Here is a 15530-nt window from a genome sequence, read left to right as displayed (position 1 = left end):
CTCTGGCTCTGGCTCTGGCTCTGGCTCTGGCTCTGGCTCTGGCTCTGGCTCTGGCTCTGGCTCTGGCTCTGGCTCTGAGGTCAGCGTTGGCTCATCTTGAGAGGCGTCAAGCGCCCAAGGGGGCGCTACTGACGCCTCTTCATCGTTGACCGACGCCGGAGCCGGAGGCGGCGAATCCTCTGGCTTTGCTTCTGACCGCTCCCCGGCAGGCGCCTCTTCAGGCGCTTCGGGCTGGACTGGCGCTTCAGGCTGAAGCGGCAGTTTGGTAGTCGGCGGTTTGGGCACCCCCTGTGGGCGGAATGCCAGCATTCTCAGCAGCGTCATTTCCAGCGCACTGCGCAAATCGGGGGCGTGTTGCATATCGCCACGCCCCTGAATACCGATTTGATAATACAGCTGAATATCCTCGGCGCTGAAACGCGATGCCAATTGCAGGATGACGTCCCGGTCGCCGTGGCTGTTATCCACCGCATCGGGCACCATCTGCGCCACGGCCAAGCGGTGCAACACGCCGGTAACATCATCCAGCACTGCGGCAAAATCAGGGCTTTGCTCAGCCAGCTGGCCGACTTCCGCCAGCAAGCGGGCGACGTCAACCTCTGCCAAGGCTTCTATCAGCGCAATCACATGGCGGTGGTCCAGGGTGCCCAGCATCGCCGCCACATCCGCGTGCCTGACGGCACCCTGACCAAAGGCAATCGCCTGATCAGTCAGACTCATGGCATCGCGCATGGAGCCATCAGCCGCTTTACCCAACAGCCAAAGCGCACTCTCGTCAAAGGCGACGCCTTCACTGTTCAGTATATGCGTCAGGTGCGTCACCACGCGTTCCGGCGGCATGTGCTTGAGCGTGAATTGCAGGCAGCGCGAGAGCACAGTCGCGGGAAGCTTTTGCGGATCGGTGGTCGCCAGCAGGAACTTGACGTGAGGGGGAGGCTCTTCAAGGGTTTTCAGCAGCGCGTTGAAACTGCTTGTCGAAAGCATATGCACCTCATCAATGAGGTACACCTTATAGCGCCCTTGGGTCGGGGCGTATTGAACGTTGTCGAGCAGTTCACGGGTGTCTTCAACCTTGGTGCGCGAGGCGGCATCCACCTCGATCAAGTCGACAAAACGCCCTTCATCGATGGCCTGGCAGCTATCGCACTGCCCACAGGGGGTTGAGGTAACCCCTTCATCGCCGCGACCATTGGCGGTGCAATTCAGGCATTTGGCCAGTATTCGTGCCAGCGTGGTCTTGCCCACGCCCCTCGTACCGGTAAAAAGGTACGCATGGTGCAGGCGGCCCTGGTCAAGGGCATTGACCAAGGCACGCTGCACATGGGCCTGGCCCACAAGCTCGTGAAAAGTACGCGGCCGCCATTTACGGGCCAGAACCTGATAGCTCATTGAGCATGACATCCTTGGGCGGTGTGGCTTCAGAGCCAAGATAAAACGTTATTCTAGCGACTGCGCCACGACCCGCCAACCGTCTACCCAACGGGCCAGGCAAACCCGTTAGGCATTGTCACCGCTTTCATTGGCAGCGGCGCGCTGCCCTGCTTCTTTAACCAGCGTTTCCAGCTCGCCGTTCTGATGCATCTCGATCACGATATCGCAGCCACCGACCAGCTCACCTTCAACCCACAGCTGCGGGAATGTCGGCCAGTTGGCAATTTTCGGCAGCTCGGCACGAATATCCGGGTTATCCAGCACGTTGACGAACGCAAAGCGCTCGCCACAGCTCATCAGTGCCTGCACGGTTTGGGCTGAGAAGCCACATTGCGGCAGCTGAGGCGTGCCTTTCATGTAAATCAGGATCGGGTTTTCACTGATTTGACGCTGAATATTGTCGGCTGTGGTGCTCATACAGTCTCCTATAGAGATGGGCCTCGATGGTCGATTCGACGGCGCACCGCCGGGTAGCCTCAAGGCGATTGATGGATAATGCAGCATGCTTGAGGCATGGCACTTTAATACCCGAGCATACTACTCAACCTTATGCGGTGCCTGCCATTCTACGCGTGCCAACCACGTTGCGCATCCCCCAGGGCATCGCTAGGATAGGGTTTTTGCGCGGAGACTACCTTCATGGCGACACGCCATTTTCTGACGTTACTGGACTTAACGCCCGACGAACTGAACTATTTGATTCAGCGTGCCATCACGGTCAAGAGCAACCTGAAGGCGCAAGGGCCACGCTACACGCCGTTGCCTAACCGCACGCTGGCGATGATCTTCGAGAAATCATCGACTCGTACACGCGTTTCGTTCGAGACGGCCATGGCGCAATTCGGCGGCCACGCCCTGTTTCTCTCTCCCCGTGATACGCAGTTGGGACGCGGCGAACCCATTGAGGACACCGCCCGCGTGCTTGCTGAAATGGTCGATGCCGTAATGATTCGCACCTTTTCTCACGCTGGCCTGGAAACCTACGCCAACGCCAGCAGCGTACCGGTCATCAACGCGCTGAGCGATGACTACCACCCCTGCCAGCTGCTCGCCGATGTCATGACCTGGACCGAGCTTCGCGGCAGTGTCAAGGGACGGACGGCGGTATGGGTTGGTGATGGTAATAACATGTGCCACTCCTGGATCAACGCCGCGCGCCAGTTCGACTTTCACCTGCGTATTTGCTGCCCCAAGGGGTACGAACCACGAGCCGACATCATGGCAGCTGCTGGCGATCAGGTGACGCTCCTGCACGACCCGCAAGCCGCCGCCGACGGCGCCGACCTGATCACCACGGATGTCTGGGCCTCCATGGGGCAAGAAGAAGAACAGTCCAAGCGCGAAGCGGATTTCGCAGGCTTCCAGGTCACCGAGGCGTTACTTGATAAAGCCAAGCCTGACGCACTGTTTTTGCACTGCCTGCCCGCTCATCGTGGCGAGGAAATCAGCCACACGCTACTTGATGACCCACGCGCCGTGGTTTGGCAGGAAGCGGGTAATCGTCTCCATGCTCAGAAGGCGCTGATCGAGTTCTTGCTACTTGGCAAGGTGAGTTCTTAGCGGCTCGGTTATTGTCATCCTGCGACAGGCCCAAAAAAAACGCCCCATCGGTGAGCCGATAGGGCGTTTTTAGGATATTCATGGTGGAGCCTAGCGGGATCGAACCGCTGACCTCAACACTGCCAGTGTTGCGCTCTCCCAGCTGAGCTAAGGCCCCACAAGCTGTCATTGCAGCAGCGAGGCGCATACTACGATGCCAATTGCCGTTGGTCAAGGTTTTACGCATTTCACCGCTTACTAATTCTCCTTTACTAACAGCTGTGGCACTCTATAGGACATAACAGGGTCACATCGTATAGTTAGCCTGCTTTTTAACGACTAATGGGCGCAAGCGACAACGACCCAGCTTCTGGAATCCACCGCATGCAAAATGTGACCCTTCAATGCAGGAGCTTGTCCTTTGATCAACGTTTTAATTGCCGATGATCACCATCTGGTGAGAACAAGTATCGCCCACCTACTGAACGACGAAACCGATATTCGTATCGTCGGTGAGGCCGATGACGGTGAAAGCGCCGTTTCCAAATGCCGTCAGTTGAGACCCGACATTGTACTGATGGACATCCGCATGCCGGGCATAGGTGGGCTGGAAGCCACTCGCCGCATCCATCGTGGCATGGCAGACATCAAGGTATTGATTCTTACCGGCTACTTAGAGGATAACGTCGCCCGACGCATGCTCGAAGCAGGGGCCGCCGGGTTCTTGAGCAAGGGCACCAACGCCACTGAAATGGTGAACGCCATTCGTGACGTTTTTCATGGGCGACGTTATATCAGCCAAGAGATTGCCCAGCGCCTGGCCATGTTACACTTCCATACTGAAGACAGCCCATTCGCCCACCTGTCGCACCGCGAACTGCAAATAGCGCTGATGATTGTTAACTGCCAGCGGGTTCAGGATATTTCTGACCGCCTGCACCTGAGCCCCAAGACAGTCAACACCTACCGCTATCGACTGTTTGAAAAGCTTCAGGTGGCCACCGACGTGGAACTGACCCACCTTGCGCTACGCCACAATTTGGTCGAGGGGTTTGATCAGGCAGAAAGTTGATCTCCTCGTTGACCAGCGGGCGGCGATAAAGACAGCAACGCTTGACTATGACCTTTGATGCAAAACAGTTTTTAAGCACGGTAAGCACGTCTCCCGGCGTTTACCGCATGCTCGATACAGAGGGCAACACCCTTTATGTCGGCAAGGCGAAGCGACTGAAAGCTCGCTTGGCAAGCTACTTCCGTGGCCAACTCAACGCTAAAACCCAAGCCATGGTGGGGCGCATTGCGGATGTCCAGGTCACCGTCACACGTAGCGAAACAGAAGCCCTGCTGCTCGAACAGACGCTGATCAAGGAACTGCGGCCTCCCTACAACATCCTGCTGCGCGATGATAAGTCATATCCTTTCGTGTTCGTCAGTGACCGCCATCCCTACCCTGCGCTTGAATACAAGCGAGCGCGCCAACGGCGTGGTGATGGACGCTATCTCGGGCCTTACCCCAGCAGTGGCGCCGTCCGGGAAAGCCTTGCCCTGATGCAAAAGATCTTCCGCATTCGTAACTGCGAAGACAGTGTCTTCGCACACCGGTCACGTCCATGCCTGCAGTATCAGATCCAGCGCTGCAGCGCCCCCTGCGTGGACTACATTTCGGCCGAAGATTACCAGCGCGACGTTGAACACGCGGTGATGTGCCTGGAAGGCAAAAGCGAACATGTCACCCAGGAGTTGACCGCCTCAATGGAGGCGGCAAGCCAGGCACTGGATTTTGAAGAAGCCGCACGCTTTCGTGACCAGATACAGCAATTGCGTCAGCTCCAGCAGCGCCAGTTTGTCGATACCGAAAGCGGCAATGCCGATATTTTCGCCCTGGCCCAGCGCCCGGGGGCACTGGGTATCTCGGTGCTGAGCGTGCGCGATGGCCGTTTGCTTGGCGCCCGCCATCACATGCCCAAAAACGATCTCGACCTGTCACCGGAGCTGCTGTTGACCGAGGTGGTCAGCCAGTACTACCTGGGACAGCCGCATAATATTCCCAGCGAGGTGATCACCAGCCATCCGCTTGAAGATGCCCAGTTATTGTCTGATGCACTCTCCCAGCACGCCGGAAAGCGCATCCGGGTTACCAGTCAGGTACGCGGCCACCGTGCCCAATGGCAGCACCTGGCCATGACCAACGCCGAGCAGCAACTGGCCTCCCAGCTCGCTAACCAGAGCCAACTGAGCGAGCGTTTCAGCGCCCTGCAACAAGCACTTGGGCTTGAGGAAACTCCCCAGCGATTGGAATGCTTCGATATCAGCCACAGTCATGGTGAAGCCACCGTGGCTTCGTGCGTGGTGTTTGATCAGCAAGGGCCTCGCAAGGGCGATTATCGCCATTTCCGCATTGAGGGCGTGGCGGCGGGTGATGACTATGCGGCCATGCAGCAGGCGCTAACACGGCGGCTCAAACGGATGAAAAACGGCGAAGCCATAGCGCCGGATATTTTAATTGTCGACGGTGGCAAGGGACAGTTGAACATGGCCCGCGAGGTGTTGAGCACGCTGGACATCAGCTCGATCACCTTGCTGGGTGTAGCGAAAGGCACCACGCGAAAAGCCGGCCTTGAAAGCGTGTTTCTCGACACGCCAGACCATCCATTACCCCTCGACCCCGCTTCTCCAGCGCTGCACCTTATCCAACATATTCGCGACGAATCACACCGCTTTGCCATTGCAGGCCACCGTGCCCAACGCGACAAGGCAAGACGCACGTCGACACTGCAGGACATCCCCAAGGTCGGCCCCAAACGGCGACGAGAACTGCTGCGTTTTTTTGGTGGTTTGCAAGGTGTGCAAAAAGCCAGTCGCGCCGAACTCGCCCGCGTTCCAGGTATCAGCGAAGCCCTGGCCGAGAGCATTTATCTCGCACTCCACGGATAAAACCCATCGTGGACATGGATGCCATAGGCCAAGGCAGATAGAATAGCGCCATACACCTTTGTTTCCATGACTCCACGGCAAGGATCGCACTCCGCGATGAATATACCCAACATACTCACGCTCGCAAGAATCGCGTTTATTCCCCTGCTGGTGGTGCTGTTTTACCTGCCTTTCAGTTGGAGCATGCCCATCGCCGCCGGGATGTTCGCCCTGGCGTCCGTCACCGACTGGCTTGACGGCTACCTGGCGCGTCGCTGGGATCAGTCCACGCCTTTCGGGGCATTTCTTGACCCTGTCGCCGATAAGCTGATGGTCGCCGTCGCCCTGGCACTGCTGATCGAGCGCTTTGATACGGCGCTACTTACGCTCCCTGCCCTGGTGATCATCGGGCGCGAAATTGTCATTTCAGCACTACGCGAATGGATGGCGGAAATGGGCAAGCGTGGCATGGTCGCCGTATCCTGGGTCGGCAAGCTTAAAACCACACTGCAGATGGTCGCCATACTGGTGCTGCTTGCCTTCCCTCCTGCGCATCCGCTGGCGCAAATCGGCGTGGTCATTCTTTACGCCGCGGCCATGTTAACGCTGTGGTCGATGATCCAGTACTTAAAATCCGCCTGGCCTCATCTCAGTCGCTCAATGTAGATATTCGCGCAACCTGATAGCGGAAATGTTTGATTGACAAGCTAAACGCGTTGCGTATAATTCGCCCTCGAGTCGAGCGGGAATAGCTCAGCGGTAGAGCATCGCCTTGCCAAGGCGAGGGTCGGGAGTTCGAATCTCCTTTCCCGCTCCAACTTGGATTGTGTGGAAAAGCAAGTGAGGGTCGTGAGCTGGAACGCCAGCCCGGTCGAATCACCTTTCCCGCTCCAACGACTCACCGAGGCTGGATGGCAGAGTGGTTATGCAGCGGACTGCAACTCCGTGTACGCCGGTTCGATTCCGACTCCAGCCTCCATCTTTCCGGTGCACCGATTCCCATCGCTGCGCTGCCCGGATGGCGAAATTGGTAGACGCAAGAGACTTAAAATCTCTCGGGGGCAACCCCGTGCCGGTTCAAGTCCGGCTCCGGGCACCATTCCTGAAATCCCCCCGATGTTATCGCCTGATCTGGCTTTTTTGATTTAGCTGCTGTTAACCGCGCCGAATAATCCAGTGCCTGCGTTATCGCCATCTGCCTGACACCGCGCTATGATGCCTGCCGTCACCCCAAACGCTATCAGCCGTCGCTGATCCGCTGACTCAAAGCCCAGGACAAGCCCGCTAAGGAGCCCCCATGACGACGCCCACCTCAGAGATATTGATCATCGGTGGCGGCGTTGCCGGCTTAACCCTTGCCTTGACCGCTGCTGAAACGCACCGGGTGGCGCTGATACGACCGGCTCAGGACGACAAGGGGGCCAGCCGCTGGGCACAGGGCGGCATTGCCGCTGTGCTTTCGCCCGACGATCATGTCGATGCCCACGTCAACGACACACTGATTGCCGGTGACGGCCTGTGCGATGAGCAAGCGGTGCGCTTCACGGTCGAGCACGGTCCGGAAGCCATTGCGTGGCTGATTGATAGCGGCGTGCCCTTTACACCCGACCACTCTGCCGAGGCACGTTATCCCTTTCACTTGACGCGTGAAGGCGGGCATAACGCACGGCGTATCATTCACGCTGACGATGCTACCGGGCGCGCCGTGGTCGACACCCTGTTACAGCGCGTCACGGCACATCCCAATATCCAGCAGTACCATAACCTTAGCGTGGTGGGGTTGATACAAGATGATCAAGGGATATGTCTGGGCGCTTACGCACTCGACGAGCAACACCAGTGGCATACGCTGACAGCACAACACACGGTACTCGCCACCGGGGGGGCCAGCGGCCTCTACCAGCACACCACGACCCCCGCCCCCAGCAGCGGCGAAGGCATGATCATGGCGGCAGAACTCGGTGCCACCCTGATGAACCTGGAGTTTCAACAGTTTCATCCCACTTGCCTGTACGACCCGGACGGCCCGGCCTTTCTGATTAGCGAAGCCGTACGTGGCGAGGGCGGTCACCTGCTCAATGCAGCAGGTAAGCGCTTTATGCCCGCACTGGACGCCAGAGCCGAGCTTGCCCCCCGTGATGTTGTCGCGCGCGCCATCGACGCCGAGATACAGACTCAGGCGCTACCCCATGTATGGCTGGACATACGCCACTTAGGTGTAGAGGCTATACAGCATCACTTCCCGACGATTCAAGCGCACTGCGCATCGCGCGGTATCGACATCACCCAACAGCCTATTCCCGTGGTTCCCGCGGCGCACTACAGCTGCGGAGGTGTCGCCACTGACCTTACCGGCGCCACTGGCGTGCCGGGACTATTCGCCATCGGCGAAACAGCCTGCACGGGGCTGCACGGGGCCAACCGCATGGCCAGCAACTCACTGCTGGAGTGCCTGGTGTTTGCCCGGAGTTGCGCCCATGCCATTCAAGCGACCGCCTCCGTCACAAGGCAATACGACGTCAACTTGCCGTCGCTCCCCGGCGCCGATGCGTTTATCGATACCCAGATCGCAGCGTTGCGCAAACAGCTACGTGCCACCATGAGCCAGCATGTCGCCATTGTGAGAAGCACTGCTGGCCTCGCTTCTGCCAGCAAGGCCCTCACTGAGATAGCCGCCGCACTTGGCGAGCTGAGTAATGGCCAGATGACGGTGGAGGCACAGCGTTTGCAGCAGTTGATCAACCTTGCACGATTAACGGTCACCGCGGCGCAGCAGCGGCATGAATCAAGAGGCTTGCACTACACCATGGATTGGCCTGGGCACGCTGAACACAGCCAGCCGTCCCGGCTCACGCTCAAGGATCTACCCAAGGGCTAGACACCTGTCGGACGGAACGTTTAGCGACCGGGAGAGTGAAACAAACGGCGCACCGCCCGGTGCGCTTCCCGGGGAACGCTATCAGGCCACAGCCAGACGCGCTGCTGGCCCACCTTCAGGCCTACCAGCCATGGCGTCAGGTAGTCACAGCTGACGACCAATGACGCATCAAGCTCGCCTTGCGGCAGCAACCAACGGCCAAGAGGGCCTTCCGCCCGAGGCAGAAGATAAAGGGTACCGCGAGGCAGGCAGCGAACGCTGCGCCACAAGCAACCCCCGCCCACCCCTATCACCATAGCGGCCGTTAGCCACCCCATAGTGGCCAGGCACATCAAAGCAAGCCCCAGCAGCAGGCCACTGTGTAGCCCACCCCATAGCCTAGAGCGTGCGATAGGCAGAATTATCGGTGCTTTCGGCATGCTCGACGATCATCTTCACAACACGGCGCAGGACGGGGTCGCCCGGCCATTCCCGGCGCATCAGCCAGACAAACAAATCTTGATCTTCTTCCTCAATCAGTTGTTGAAAAGCAAGCTGGTCACCCTCCTCCAACTGGTCGTAACGCTGTTCCAAAAAGGGAATTAACAGTAAATCCAGCTCCCACATACCTCGACGTGAGTGCCAATAAAGCCGCTTGCGGGCGATAGCGGCTGGGGATGTGTCGTCGCTCAACGTTGGCCTCTCTTGGGAAAAAATGGAATGAGGGATCAGTATACCTAAGCCACAGGGTCGCGCCAGGGCCTCGCTTGGCCTATGCTAATATCGATTGTAGTACCTTGTTTTATCTAAATTGTTTTATCTTCGATTGCGCAGTATGCTGAATGAGGTGACAGAAAGGCCGTATTGATCGACCTTAAACGTCCGCAGGGAGCCAACCGATGACCAAATCTGAATTAATCGAACAAATTGCCATGCACCAGCCCGAGCTGTCTGCCAAAGAAGTCGAGACCGCCGTCCGGATTATTCTCGACGACATGACCGACGCACTGGCCAGTGGCGGGCGGGTGGAAATTCGTGGTTTTGGGAGTTTTTCACTTCACTACCGCGAGCCAAGAACCGGGCGTAACCCGAAAACCGGCGAACCCGTCGAGCTTGACGGGAAGCACGTTCCCCATTTCAAGCCGGGCAAGGAATTACGCGAACAGGTCGATGCGAGCCGTGCATTGGGGTATTGATATAGCAGGGCGTTATTGTCCTTGGCCAGGCATTAAAAAGCGGATTCATGCCTTCTTTGGGATGACGTCGGGCGGCGACTCGTACACAATGTCACTACCGTGAAAGCTACTGATTAGGAACTTCTCATGCGTTGGATAAAAGGGCTGATTCTGGCCATCATTTTGCTGGTAGTGCTACTGGTGGGTATCTTGTTTGCGGTCAATAACCAGCAAGCCATTGCGTTGAACCTGATTTGGCTGGAGCTACCCGCCGTCTCGTTATCCGTCTGGCTATTGGCAACGTTAACGTTCGGCGTACTTATTGGCATGTTGGCCATGATCGGCGTGTATGTACGTCTAAAAGCCAGACTGGCTCGTAGCGAACGCCAGAACAAACAACAAAGCAAGGAACTTGACCAGCTACGTACGCAGGAGTTTAAGGAACTGGCTTAGATGCTGGACTTCGCACTGCTGGGCGTTATATTCATCGCTATTGCGATTGGCTACGGGCTCGGCTTTCGCAAGGCATCCCGGCGGTCAAACGAACGCTCGGGATCTACTCACGGTAGTCTATCCCGGGATTACTTTGTCGGGCTCAACTATCTGCTCAACGAGCAGCCCGACGAAGCCATCAATACCTTTATCAACGCACTGGATGTCAATAGCGATACGGTTGAGACGCACATCACACTGGGGCGACTATTTCGTTCGCGGGGCGAAGCCGACAAAGCCGTAAGCATTCACCAAAATCTTCTGGCACGTCCGGCACTCTCCGATGCCACTAATGCGAAGGTTCAACTGGAACTCGCGCGTGACTTTGTAGCGCTGGGTGTCCATGACCGGGCACAGCGACTGCTTAGAACGCTACTCGACCAGGACCACGACAGCGAGCTGCGCTACCCTGCCAAGCGACTGTTGATCGATCTGCTAGAGCGCGAAAAAGACTGGCAAGGCGCCTTGGATACCGCCGCCCCGCTGGTTAAGCAGCATCCCAATATCCGCCGAGCAGCGGCCCACTGGCAATGCGAACTGGCCGAACTCGAGACCGCCAATGCCAGCCGCGCACTTGCCAAACGCCATTTGAAAAAAGCCCTGCAGCTTGACTCCCATTGCGTCCGCGCCAACCTGTTGCTTGCCGGACTTGAAATGGAAAATGGTCATTATCCGCAGGCAACCGGCTACTTGACGCGCATTCTTGACCAAGACAGCGCCCATCTTCCGACCATGCTGCCCGCATTAAAGCGCGCCTATCTGCGCAACAACGATGAAGGCGGGCTTGAAGCCCATCTACGCCAGCTGATTACCATCGTGCCCTACACCAGCTTAATCATCGAACTGGGTGAGCTTATCCATCACCGGGATGGGGTCGATGCCGCGATTGGCGTCACCGGCGAACTTCTCGGCCAGGCCCCCAGCTTGCGGGGACTCAACTACCTGGTTGATCTGTATATCGAGAGCCAGCGCCTTCAGGGTAGAGACGCACCGGACACACGGCTGGTGCTGCTTAAGCATCATACCGAAGCATTGCTGAAGGGTCGCCCCCGCCACCGTTGCCAACGCTGCGGCTTTACCAGCGATGCCTTGCAATGGCAGTGCCCCACTTGCCGTTACTGGGGCACTATCAAACCGATTATCGGGGTTGAAGGCGAATAACGGTTTCGTTCCCTATTCCAGCTCTTGCTGGATAGCCTTCAACGCCTCCATGGGACGCTCTGCCTGGGTAACCGGCCGCCCGACGACCAAGTGCGTGCTACCTGCCTGCATCGCGTCCCTGGGCGTCATGATCCGCTGCTGGTCATTAGCCGCAGCGAAGGCAGGTCGAATGCCTGGCGTCACTTTCAAGAACTCGTCACCACATAGCGATGCAAGTTGAGTCGATTCCTGAGCCGAACACACAACACCGTGCAAGCCACTCTGTTTGGCGAGCTGAGCCAGCCGCGTCACCTGGTCGCTAACCGATGACGGTATACCGACATCCACCAGATCACGGTCCTGCATGCTGGTCAGCACCGTCACAGCGATCAGGTGCGTGGTGAGGCGCTGTTGCGCCAGGCGCGTTGCGGCGGCTTCCATCATTGCCCGACCGCCGCTGGCGTGAAGGTTGACCATCCACACCCCCTGCTCTGCTGCCGCCTCTACGGCGCTGGCCACCGTGTTGGGAATGTCATGGAACTTGAGGTCCAGGAACACATCGAAGCCACGCCCGTGCAACGCTTCAAGGACGGCCGGGCCGCTGCGGGTAAATAGCTCTTTACCGACCTTCAGCCGACACCAGGACGGATCCAACTGATCCGCCATGCATAGCGCCGCGTCCAGTGATGGGTAATCAAGTGCGATAATCAGCGGTGATTCAGTGACAGCCATACCAAGCTCCCCAAGTGTTTCGGCGCATTATATCAGTCCCTTTCGCTCGCCATGTAAGCCTTTTGCCATGCGTGTATAGCAAAAATCTTACATAACGTATCGCTAATTTCCGACAGCATCGCTCCGGAATCCAGTTAAGGTGAAAGAGCGGGGACTTCCCCGCTCACAATAGGACTGATAACCGCCATTAGGACTGAAACCACTATTAAAGGGGCTTAGGATGAAGCTATCACTGAAAGGATTATTCGCCGCATTACTCTTCAGCATCGGCATTGGGGTTGCAAGCAACGGGGTGGCCCAGGACATTGCCCCGATCAACGTCAACAGCGCCGACCCCGAATTACTCGATGAGCTACCGGGTATCGGCCCCAGCCGAGCCGAAGCTATCATTGAAGAGCGTGAAGCAAACGGCGACTTCGAAAGTGCCGATGACCTTACCCGCGTCAGCGGTATTGGACCGGCAACGGTTGACCGTATGCGCGATCAGGTCAGCGTTGAAGACTAACATGACAACACTAAACGCCGCCCGATTACGCTAGTGAATCGGGCGGTTCGTCGTTTAGGGTGTCATCTCCCATAGCGCCATAAAGCGGTTAACCGGCATGGATGCAAGCGCTGCATGATCCTCGCATACCCGCATGATCTGCTCGCACCGATGTGCCGGGAACCGCGTGGCAAGGTGGCGATGAAATTTGTCAAGTAACAACGGCATACCCTCGTCCCGTCGCCGCCGATGACCCAGCGGGTACTCCACGGCGACCTTTTCAGTGGCTGTGCCATCATCGAAAAACACCTGCACGGCATTGGCAATCGAACGCTTTTCGGGGTCCAGATAAGCGCTTGAATAATCAGGGTCCTCTTCCACTTCCATCTTTTCGCGTAGCTGATCAATCAGCGGGTGTGTGGCATGGAAGTCATCTTCATAGTGATCCGCGGTTAATGTCCCCTGTATCAGCGGGACGGCCACCATGTACTGCAGGCAGTGATCGCGGTCAGCGGGGTTGGCGAGCTGGCCGGTTTTGGAAATAATCCGGATAGCCGCCTCATGGGTCGTGATCACAACGCGCTCGATAGACGATAAGCGATCTTTAACCTGCGGATGTAATGCCACCGCCGCTTCACAGGCCGTCTGGGCGTGGAACTCAGCGGGAAATGCCACCTTGAAGAGAATATTTTCCATCACGTAGCAACCCAACGTGCGCTGGAAGCGAAGTCGACGCTCGCCGTCAGGCTTAAGACGGAGGTCTTTATTACTATGACTGAAGGCGATGTCGTAAAACCCCCATTGAGGCGCGCTCAAGGCACTGGGAATACCCATTTCACCGCGCATGGCGATATCCGCGAGGCGCACGCCGCGTGAGGTGGCATCGCCTGCCGCCCAACTTTTGCGGGAACCTGCATTCGGGGCGTGCCGGTAGGTGCGCAAGCTCTGTCCGTCGACCCAGGCATGGGAAAGCGCCGACAGCATCTGCTCACGGTCGGCGCCCATCAGTTTCGCGACAACGGCGGTGGAGGCCACTTTAACCAGTACCACATGGTCCAGCCCCACCCGGTTGAAACTGTTTTCCAGCGCCAGCACCCCCTGGATCTCATGGGCCATGACCATGGCGTGCAGGACGTCCGCCATCACCAAAGGTGCAGCGCCTTCGGCCACTCGCTTCTGGGAAAGATGGTCGGCAACGGCAAGAATCGCGCCCAGGTTATCAGAGGGGTGTCCCCACTCAGCGGCGAGCCATGTATCGTTGTAATCGAGCCAGCGCACCATCGCACCGATGTCCCAGGCCGCCTTGACCGGATCCAGTCGCAGCGATGTGCCGGGTACGCGAGCGCCATGCGGCAGTGTCGTCCCCTCGACCAACGGGCCAAGGTGTTTGGTACACGCAGGGAAACGCAACGCCAACAACCCACAGCCCAGCGTATCCATCAAACAGTAGCGCGCCGTCGTCAGCGCTTCCTCGGAGGGGGCACGAAAGTTGAGAACGTAGTCGGCCAGCGTTTGCAACTCAGGGTCATAGTCCGGACGATCATTCACATCGGCGGTGGTATGCATGTCTTATTCCCCTACTGGTTCAGCGTATCACTCGGAACGCGCACGGTTCCTTCCATCAATACGCGTGCGCTGCGGCTCATGACAGCTTTGTCTATTTGCCAGCGTCCGTCCACCAGGCTTGCCTGAGCCCCCACCCGCAAACTGCCCGAGGGGTGGCCGAAGGTGACCGCATCACGTTCGCCGCCTCCCGCCGCCGCGTTGACCAGGGTGCCTTTAATCGCGGCCGCCGAGGCGATCGCGACAGCGGCGGTGCCCATCATGGCATGGTGGAGTTTACCCATGGAGAGCGCACGCACCAGCAGGTCGACATCACAGGCGTCAATCATTTTGCCGCTCGACGCCGTATACCCCGCAGGTGGTGCAACAAACGCCACTTTAGGCGTGTGCTGCCGGTTGGCCGCTTCATCCACGTGTTTCATCAACCCCATACGGACGGCACCATGGGCTCGGATGGTTTCAAACATCGAAAGCGCTTGGCTATCGCCATTGATCGCCTGTTGAAGCTCAGTACCGGCATACCCGATGTCGGCGGCGTTAATAAACACCGTGGGAATACCAGCGTTGATCATGGTGGCTTTGAGCGTGCCTACCCCTGGCACCTCCAGATCATCGACAAGATTGCCGGTGGGGAAAATAGCCCCTTCGCCGTCGGCTGGATCCATAAAGGCCACCGGAATCTCGGCAGCGGGAAAGGTGACGCCATCGAGCTCAAAGTCGCCGGTTTCCTGTACCTCTCCGTTGGCCATCGGCACCCGCGACACGATCGTTTTCTGGATATTGACCTGCCAGATACGCACCTCGACCACGCCGTTTTCAGGAATGCGTCCGGGGTCAACGAGACCGTGGGTAATCGCAAAAGGGCCGACCGCCGCCGAAAGATTGCCGCAGTTCCCGCTCCAATCGACAAACGGTTTGTCGATTGCGACCTGACCAAACAGATAATCCACATCGTGCTCGGGCGATTCACTTTTCGACAGAATTACCGTTTTACTGGTGCTGGACGTCGCGGCGCCCATGCCGTCGATTTGTTTCTCGTAGGGATCTGGGCTACCTATTACCCGTAACAGCAGCTTGTCGCGCGCCTCGCCAGGCTGCCGGGCGGCGTCGGGCAAGTCGTCGAGTTTAAAAAACACACCCTTGCTGGTCCCGCCACGCATATAGGTGGCGGGAATTTTGAGTTGAGGGCCGTAGGGCATTACGT

Annotated in this window: 16 protein-coding genes and 4 tRNA genes; 12 read left to right on the top strand and 8 right to left on the bottom strand. The window is 57.9% G+C overall.

The window, feature by feature from the left end:
• Together dnaX and grxD are read right to left on the bottom strand one after the other, a co-directional pair.
• On the bottom strand, positions 1-1389 hold a 1389-nt coding region (dnaX, locus tag R3F64_RS11055; RefSeq protein ID WP_332611431.1), incomplete at its 3' end, for a DNA polymerase III subunit gamma/tau.
• Positions 1390-1497: 108 nt separating this feature from the next.
• Positions 1498-1848, bottom strand: a complete 351-nt coding sequence (gene grxD, locus R3F64_RS11050; RefSeq protein ID WP_199285085.1) for a Grx4 family monothiol glutaredoxin — start codon at positions 1846-1848, stop codon at positions 1498-1500.
• Between the two features lie 222 nt (positions 1849-2070).
• Here grxD and argF point away from each other — a divergent pair, with 222 nt between their 5' ends.
• Positions 2071-2991, top strand: coding sequence for an ornithine carbamoyltransferase (gene argF, locus R3F64_RS11045; protein ID WP_332611429.1), 921 nt, complete (start codon positions 2071-2073; stop codon positions 2989-2991).
• A gap of 81 nt (positions 2992-3072) precedes the next feature.
• Here argF and R3F64_RS11040 read toward each other — a convergent pair.
• Positions 3073-3148: transfer RNA gene (locus R3F64_RS11040), tRNA-Ala, on the bottom strand.
• Between the two features lie 243 nt (positions 3149-3391).
• Between R3F64_RS11040 and uvrY the strand changes: the two genes are divergently transcribed.
• The 7 genes from uvrY to nadB all read left to right on the top strand — a co-directional run bounded on the left by uvrY (position 3392) and on the right by nadB (position 8761).
• The gene (gene uvrY, locus R3F64_RS11035; RefSeq protein ID WP_085917481.1) at positions 3392-4042 is read left to right on the top strand and encodes a UvrY/SirA/GacA family response regulator transcription factor; all 651 of its coding nucleotides are present in this window, start codon (positions 3392-3394) and stop codon (positions 4040-4042) included.
• Between the two features lie 47 nt (positions 4043-4089).
• Positions 4090-5904 carry an excinuclease ABC subunit UvrC gene (uvrC, locus tag R3F64_RS11030; RefSeq protein ID WP_309782797.1) on the top strand — a complete coding sequence of 605 codons (1815 nt, stop codon included), beginning with the start codon at positions 4090-4092 and terminating at the stop codon, positions 5902-5904.
• 96 nt (positions 5905-6000) lie between these two features.
• Positions 6001-6549: a CDP-diacylglycerol--glycerol-3-phosphate 3-phosphatidyltransferase gene (gene pgsA / locus R3F64_RS11025; RefSeq protein ID WP_085917479.1), complete on the top strand. Its 549-nt coding sequence runs from the start codon at positions 6001-6003 to the stop codon at positions 6547-6549.
• Positions 6550-6625: 76 nt separating this feature from the next.
• A tRNA-Gly gene (locus R3F64_RS11020) sits at positions 6626-6700 on the top strand.
• Between the two features lie 88 nt (positions 6701-6788).
• Positions 6789-6862 (top strand) — tRNA-Cys (locus R3F64_RS11015).
• A gap of 33 nt (positions 6863-6895) precedes the next feature.
• Positions 6896-6982 (top strand) — tRNA-Leu (locus tag R3F64_RS11010).
• 198 nt (positions 6983-7180) lie between these two features.
• Complete coding sequence (gene nadB, locus R3F64_RS11005) at positions 7181-8761, top strand: L-aspartate oxidase (RefSeq protein WP_332611427.1); 1581 nt, start codon at positions 7181-7183, stop codon at positions 8759-8761.
• A 20-nt stretch (positions 8762-8781) separates the two neighbouring features.
• On the opposite strand, the gene R3F64_RS11000 is transcribed toward nadB, so the two are convergent.
• Together R3F64_RS11000 and R3F64_RS10995 are read right to left on the bottom strand one after the other, a co-directional pair.
• Positions 8782-9180, bottom strand: a complete 399-nt coding sequence (locus R3F64_RS11000) for a hypothetical protein (protein WP_139839339.1) — start codon at positions 9178-9180, stop codon at positions 8782-8784.
• Positions 9140-9433 (bottom strand): FAD assembly factor SdhE, encoded by a 294-nt coding sequence (locus R3F64_RS10995; RefSeq protein ID WP_085917476.1) that lies wholly within the window; start codon positions 9431-9433, stop codon positions 9140-9142. Before R3F64_RS10995 ends, R3F64_RS11000 begins: the two co-directional genes overlap by 41 nt.
• A gap of 206 nt (positions 9434-9639) precedes the next feature.
• Between R3F64_RS10995 and R3F64_RS10990 the strand changes: the two genes are divergently transcribed.
• The 3 genes from R3F64_RS10990 (at position 9640) to lapB (ending at position 11568) form a co-directional block, all read left to right on the top strand.
• A complete protein-coding gene (locus R3F64_RS10990) occupies positions 9640-9936 on the top strand; it encodes an integration host factor subunit beta (protein WP_085917475.1) in 297 nt (98 codons plus the stop codon).
• A gap of 126 nt (positions 9937-10062) precedes the next feature.
• Complete coding sequence (locus R3F64_RS10985) at positions 10063-10368, top strand: lipopolysaccharide assembly protein LapA domain-containing protein (protein ID WP_085917474.1); 306 nt, start codon at positions 10063-10065, stop codon at positions 10366-10368.
• Entirely contained in the window at positions 10369-11568 is a 1200-nt protein-coding gene (gene lapB, locus R3F64_RS10980; protein ID WP_309782796.1) for a lipopolysaccharide assembly protein LapB, read from the top strand.
• Between the two features lie 12 nt (positions 11569-11580).
• On the opposite strand, the gene pyrF is transcribed toward lapB, so the two are convergent.
• Positions 11581-12279, bottom strand: a complete 699-nt coding sequence (pyrF, locus tag R3F64_RS10975; protein ID WP_199285082.1) for an orotidine-5'-phosphate decarboxylase — start codon at positions 12277-12279, stop codon at positions 11581-11583.
• Positions 12280-12499: 220 nt separating this feature from the next.
• Between pyrF and R3F64_RS10970 the strand changes: the two genes are divergently transcribed.
• Complete coding sequence (locus tag R3F64_RS10970) at positions 12500-12784, top strand: ComEA family DNA-binding protein (protein WP_085917471.1); 285 nt, start codon at positions 12500-12502, stop codon at positions 12782-12784.
• A 54-nt stretch (positions 12785-12838) separates the two neighbouring features.
• Here the strand turns inward: R3F64_RS10970 and R3F64_RS10965 are convergent, their stop codons facing one another.
• Complete coding sequence (locus R3F64_RS10965; protein WP_332611420.1) at positions 12839-14329, bottom strand: bifunctional 2-methylcitrate dehydratase/aconitate hydratase; 1491 nt, start codon at positions 14327-14329, stop codon at positions 12839-12841.
• An 11-nt stretch (positions 14330-14340) separates the two neighbouring features.
• The gene (gene prpF / locus R3F64_RS10960) at positions 14341-15525 is read right to left on the bottom strand and encodes a 2-methylaconitate cis-trans isomerase PrpF (protein ID WP_332611418.1); all 1185 of its coding nucleotides are present in this window, start codon (positions 15523-15525) and stop codon (positions 14341-14343) included.
• Positions 15526-15530: the final 5 nt, after the last annotated feature.

Source organism: Halomonas sp. 5021, assembly GCF_036663435.1.
Taxonomy (GTDB): Bacteria; Pseudomonadota; Gammaproteobacteria; order Pseudomonadales; family Halomonadaceae; genus Vreelandella; species Vreelandella janggokensis.
The sequence above is the reverse complement of the archived record's forward strand: the minus strand, read 5'-3'. Positions and strand labels throughout refer to the sequence as shown.

What these genes read in the sequence shown, in the direction of transcription:
- grxD (WP_199285085.1), bottom strand. Translation starts at nt 1,848, where the DNA reads ATGAGCACCACAGCCGACAATATTCAGCGTCAAATCAGTGAAAACCCG.
- argF (WP_332611429.1), top strand. Translation starts at nt 2,071, where the DNA reads ATGGCGACACGCCATTTTCTGACGTTACTGGACTTAACGCCCGACGAA.
- uvrC (WP_309782797.1), top strand. Translation starts at nt 4,090, where the DNA reads ATGACCTTTGATGCAAAACAGTTTTTAAGCACGGTAAGCACGTCTCCC.
- pgsA (WP_085917479.1), top strand. Translation starts at nt 6,001, where the DNA reads ATGAATATACCCAACATACTCACGCTCGCAAGAATCGCGTTTATTCCC.
- nadB (WP_332611427.1), top strand. Translation starts at nt 7,181, where the DNA reads ATGACGACGCCCACCTCAGAGATATTGATCATCGGTGGCGGCGTTGCC.
- R3F64_RS11000 (WP_139839339.1), bottom strand. Translation starts at nt 9,180, where the DNA reads ATGCCGAAAGCACCGATAATTCTGCCTATCGCACGCTCTAGGCTATGG.
- R3F64_RS10990 (WP_085917475.1), top strand. Translation starts at nt 9,640, where the DNA reads ATGACCAAATCTGAATTAATCGAACAAATTGCCATGCACCAGCCCGAG.
- R3F64_RS10985 (WP_085917474.1), top strand. Translation starts at nt 10,063, where the DNA reads ATGCGTTGGATAAAAGGGCTGATTCTGGCCATCATTTTGCTGGTAGTG.
- lapB (WP_309782796.1), top strand. Translation starts at nt 10,369, where the DNA reads ATGCTGGACTTCGCACTGCTGGGCGTTATATTCATCGCTATTGCGATT.
- pyrF (WP_199285082.1), bottom strand. Translation starts at nt 12,279, where the DNA reads ATGGCTGTCACTGAATCACCGCTGATTATCGCACTTGATTACCCATCA.
- R3F64_RS10970 (WP_085917471.1), top strand. Translation starts at nt 12,500, where the DNA reads ATGAAGCTATCACTGAAAGGATTATTCGCCGCATTACTCTTCAGCATC.
- R3F64_RS10965 (WP_332611420.1), bottom strand. Translation starts at nt 14,329, where the DNA reads ATGCATACCACCGCCGATGTGAATGATCGTCCGGACTATGACCCTGAG.
- prpF (WP_332611418.1), bottom strand. Translation starts at nt 15,525, where the DNA reads ATGCCCTACGGCCCTCAACTCAAAATTCCCGCCACCTATATGCGTGGC.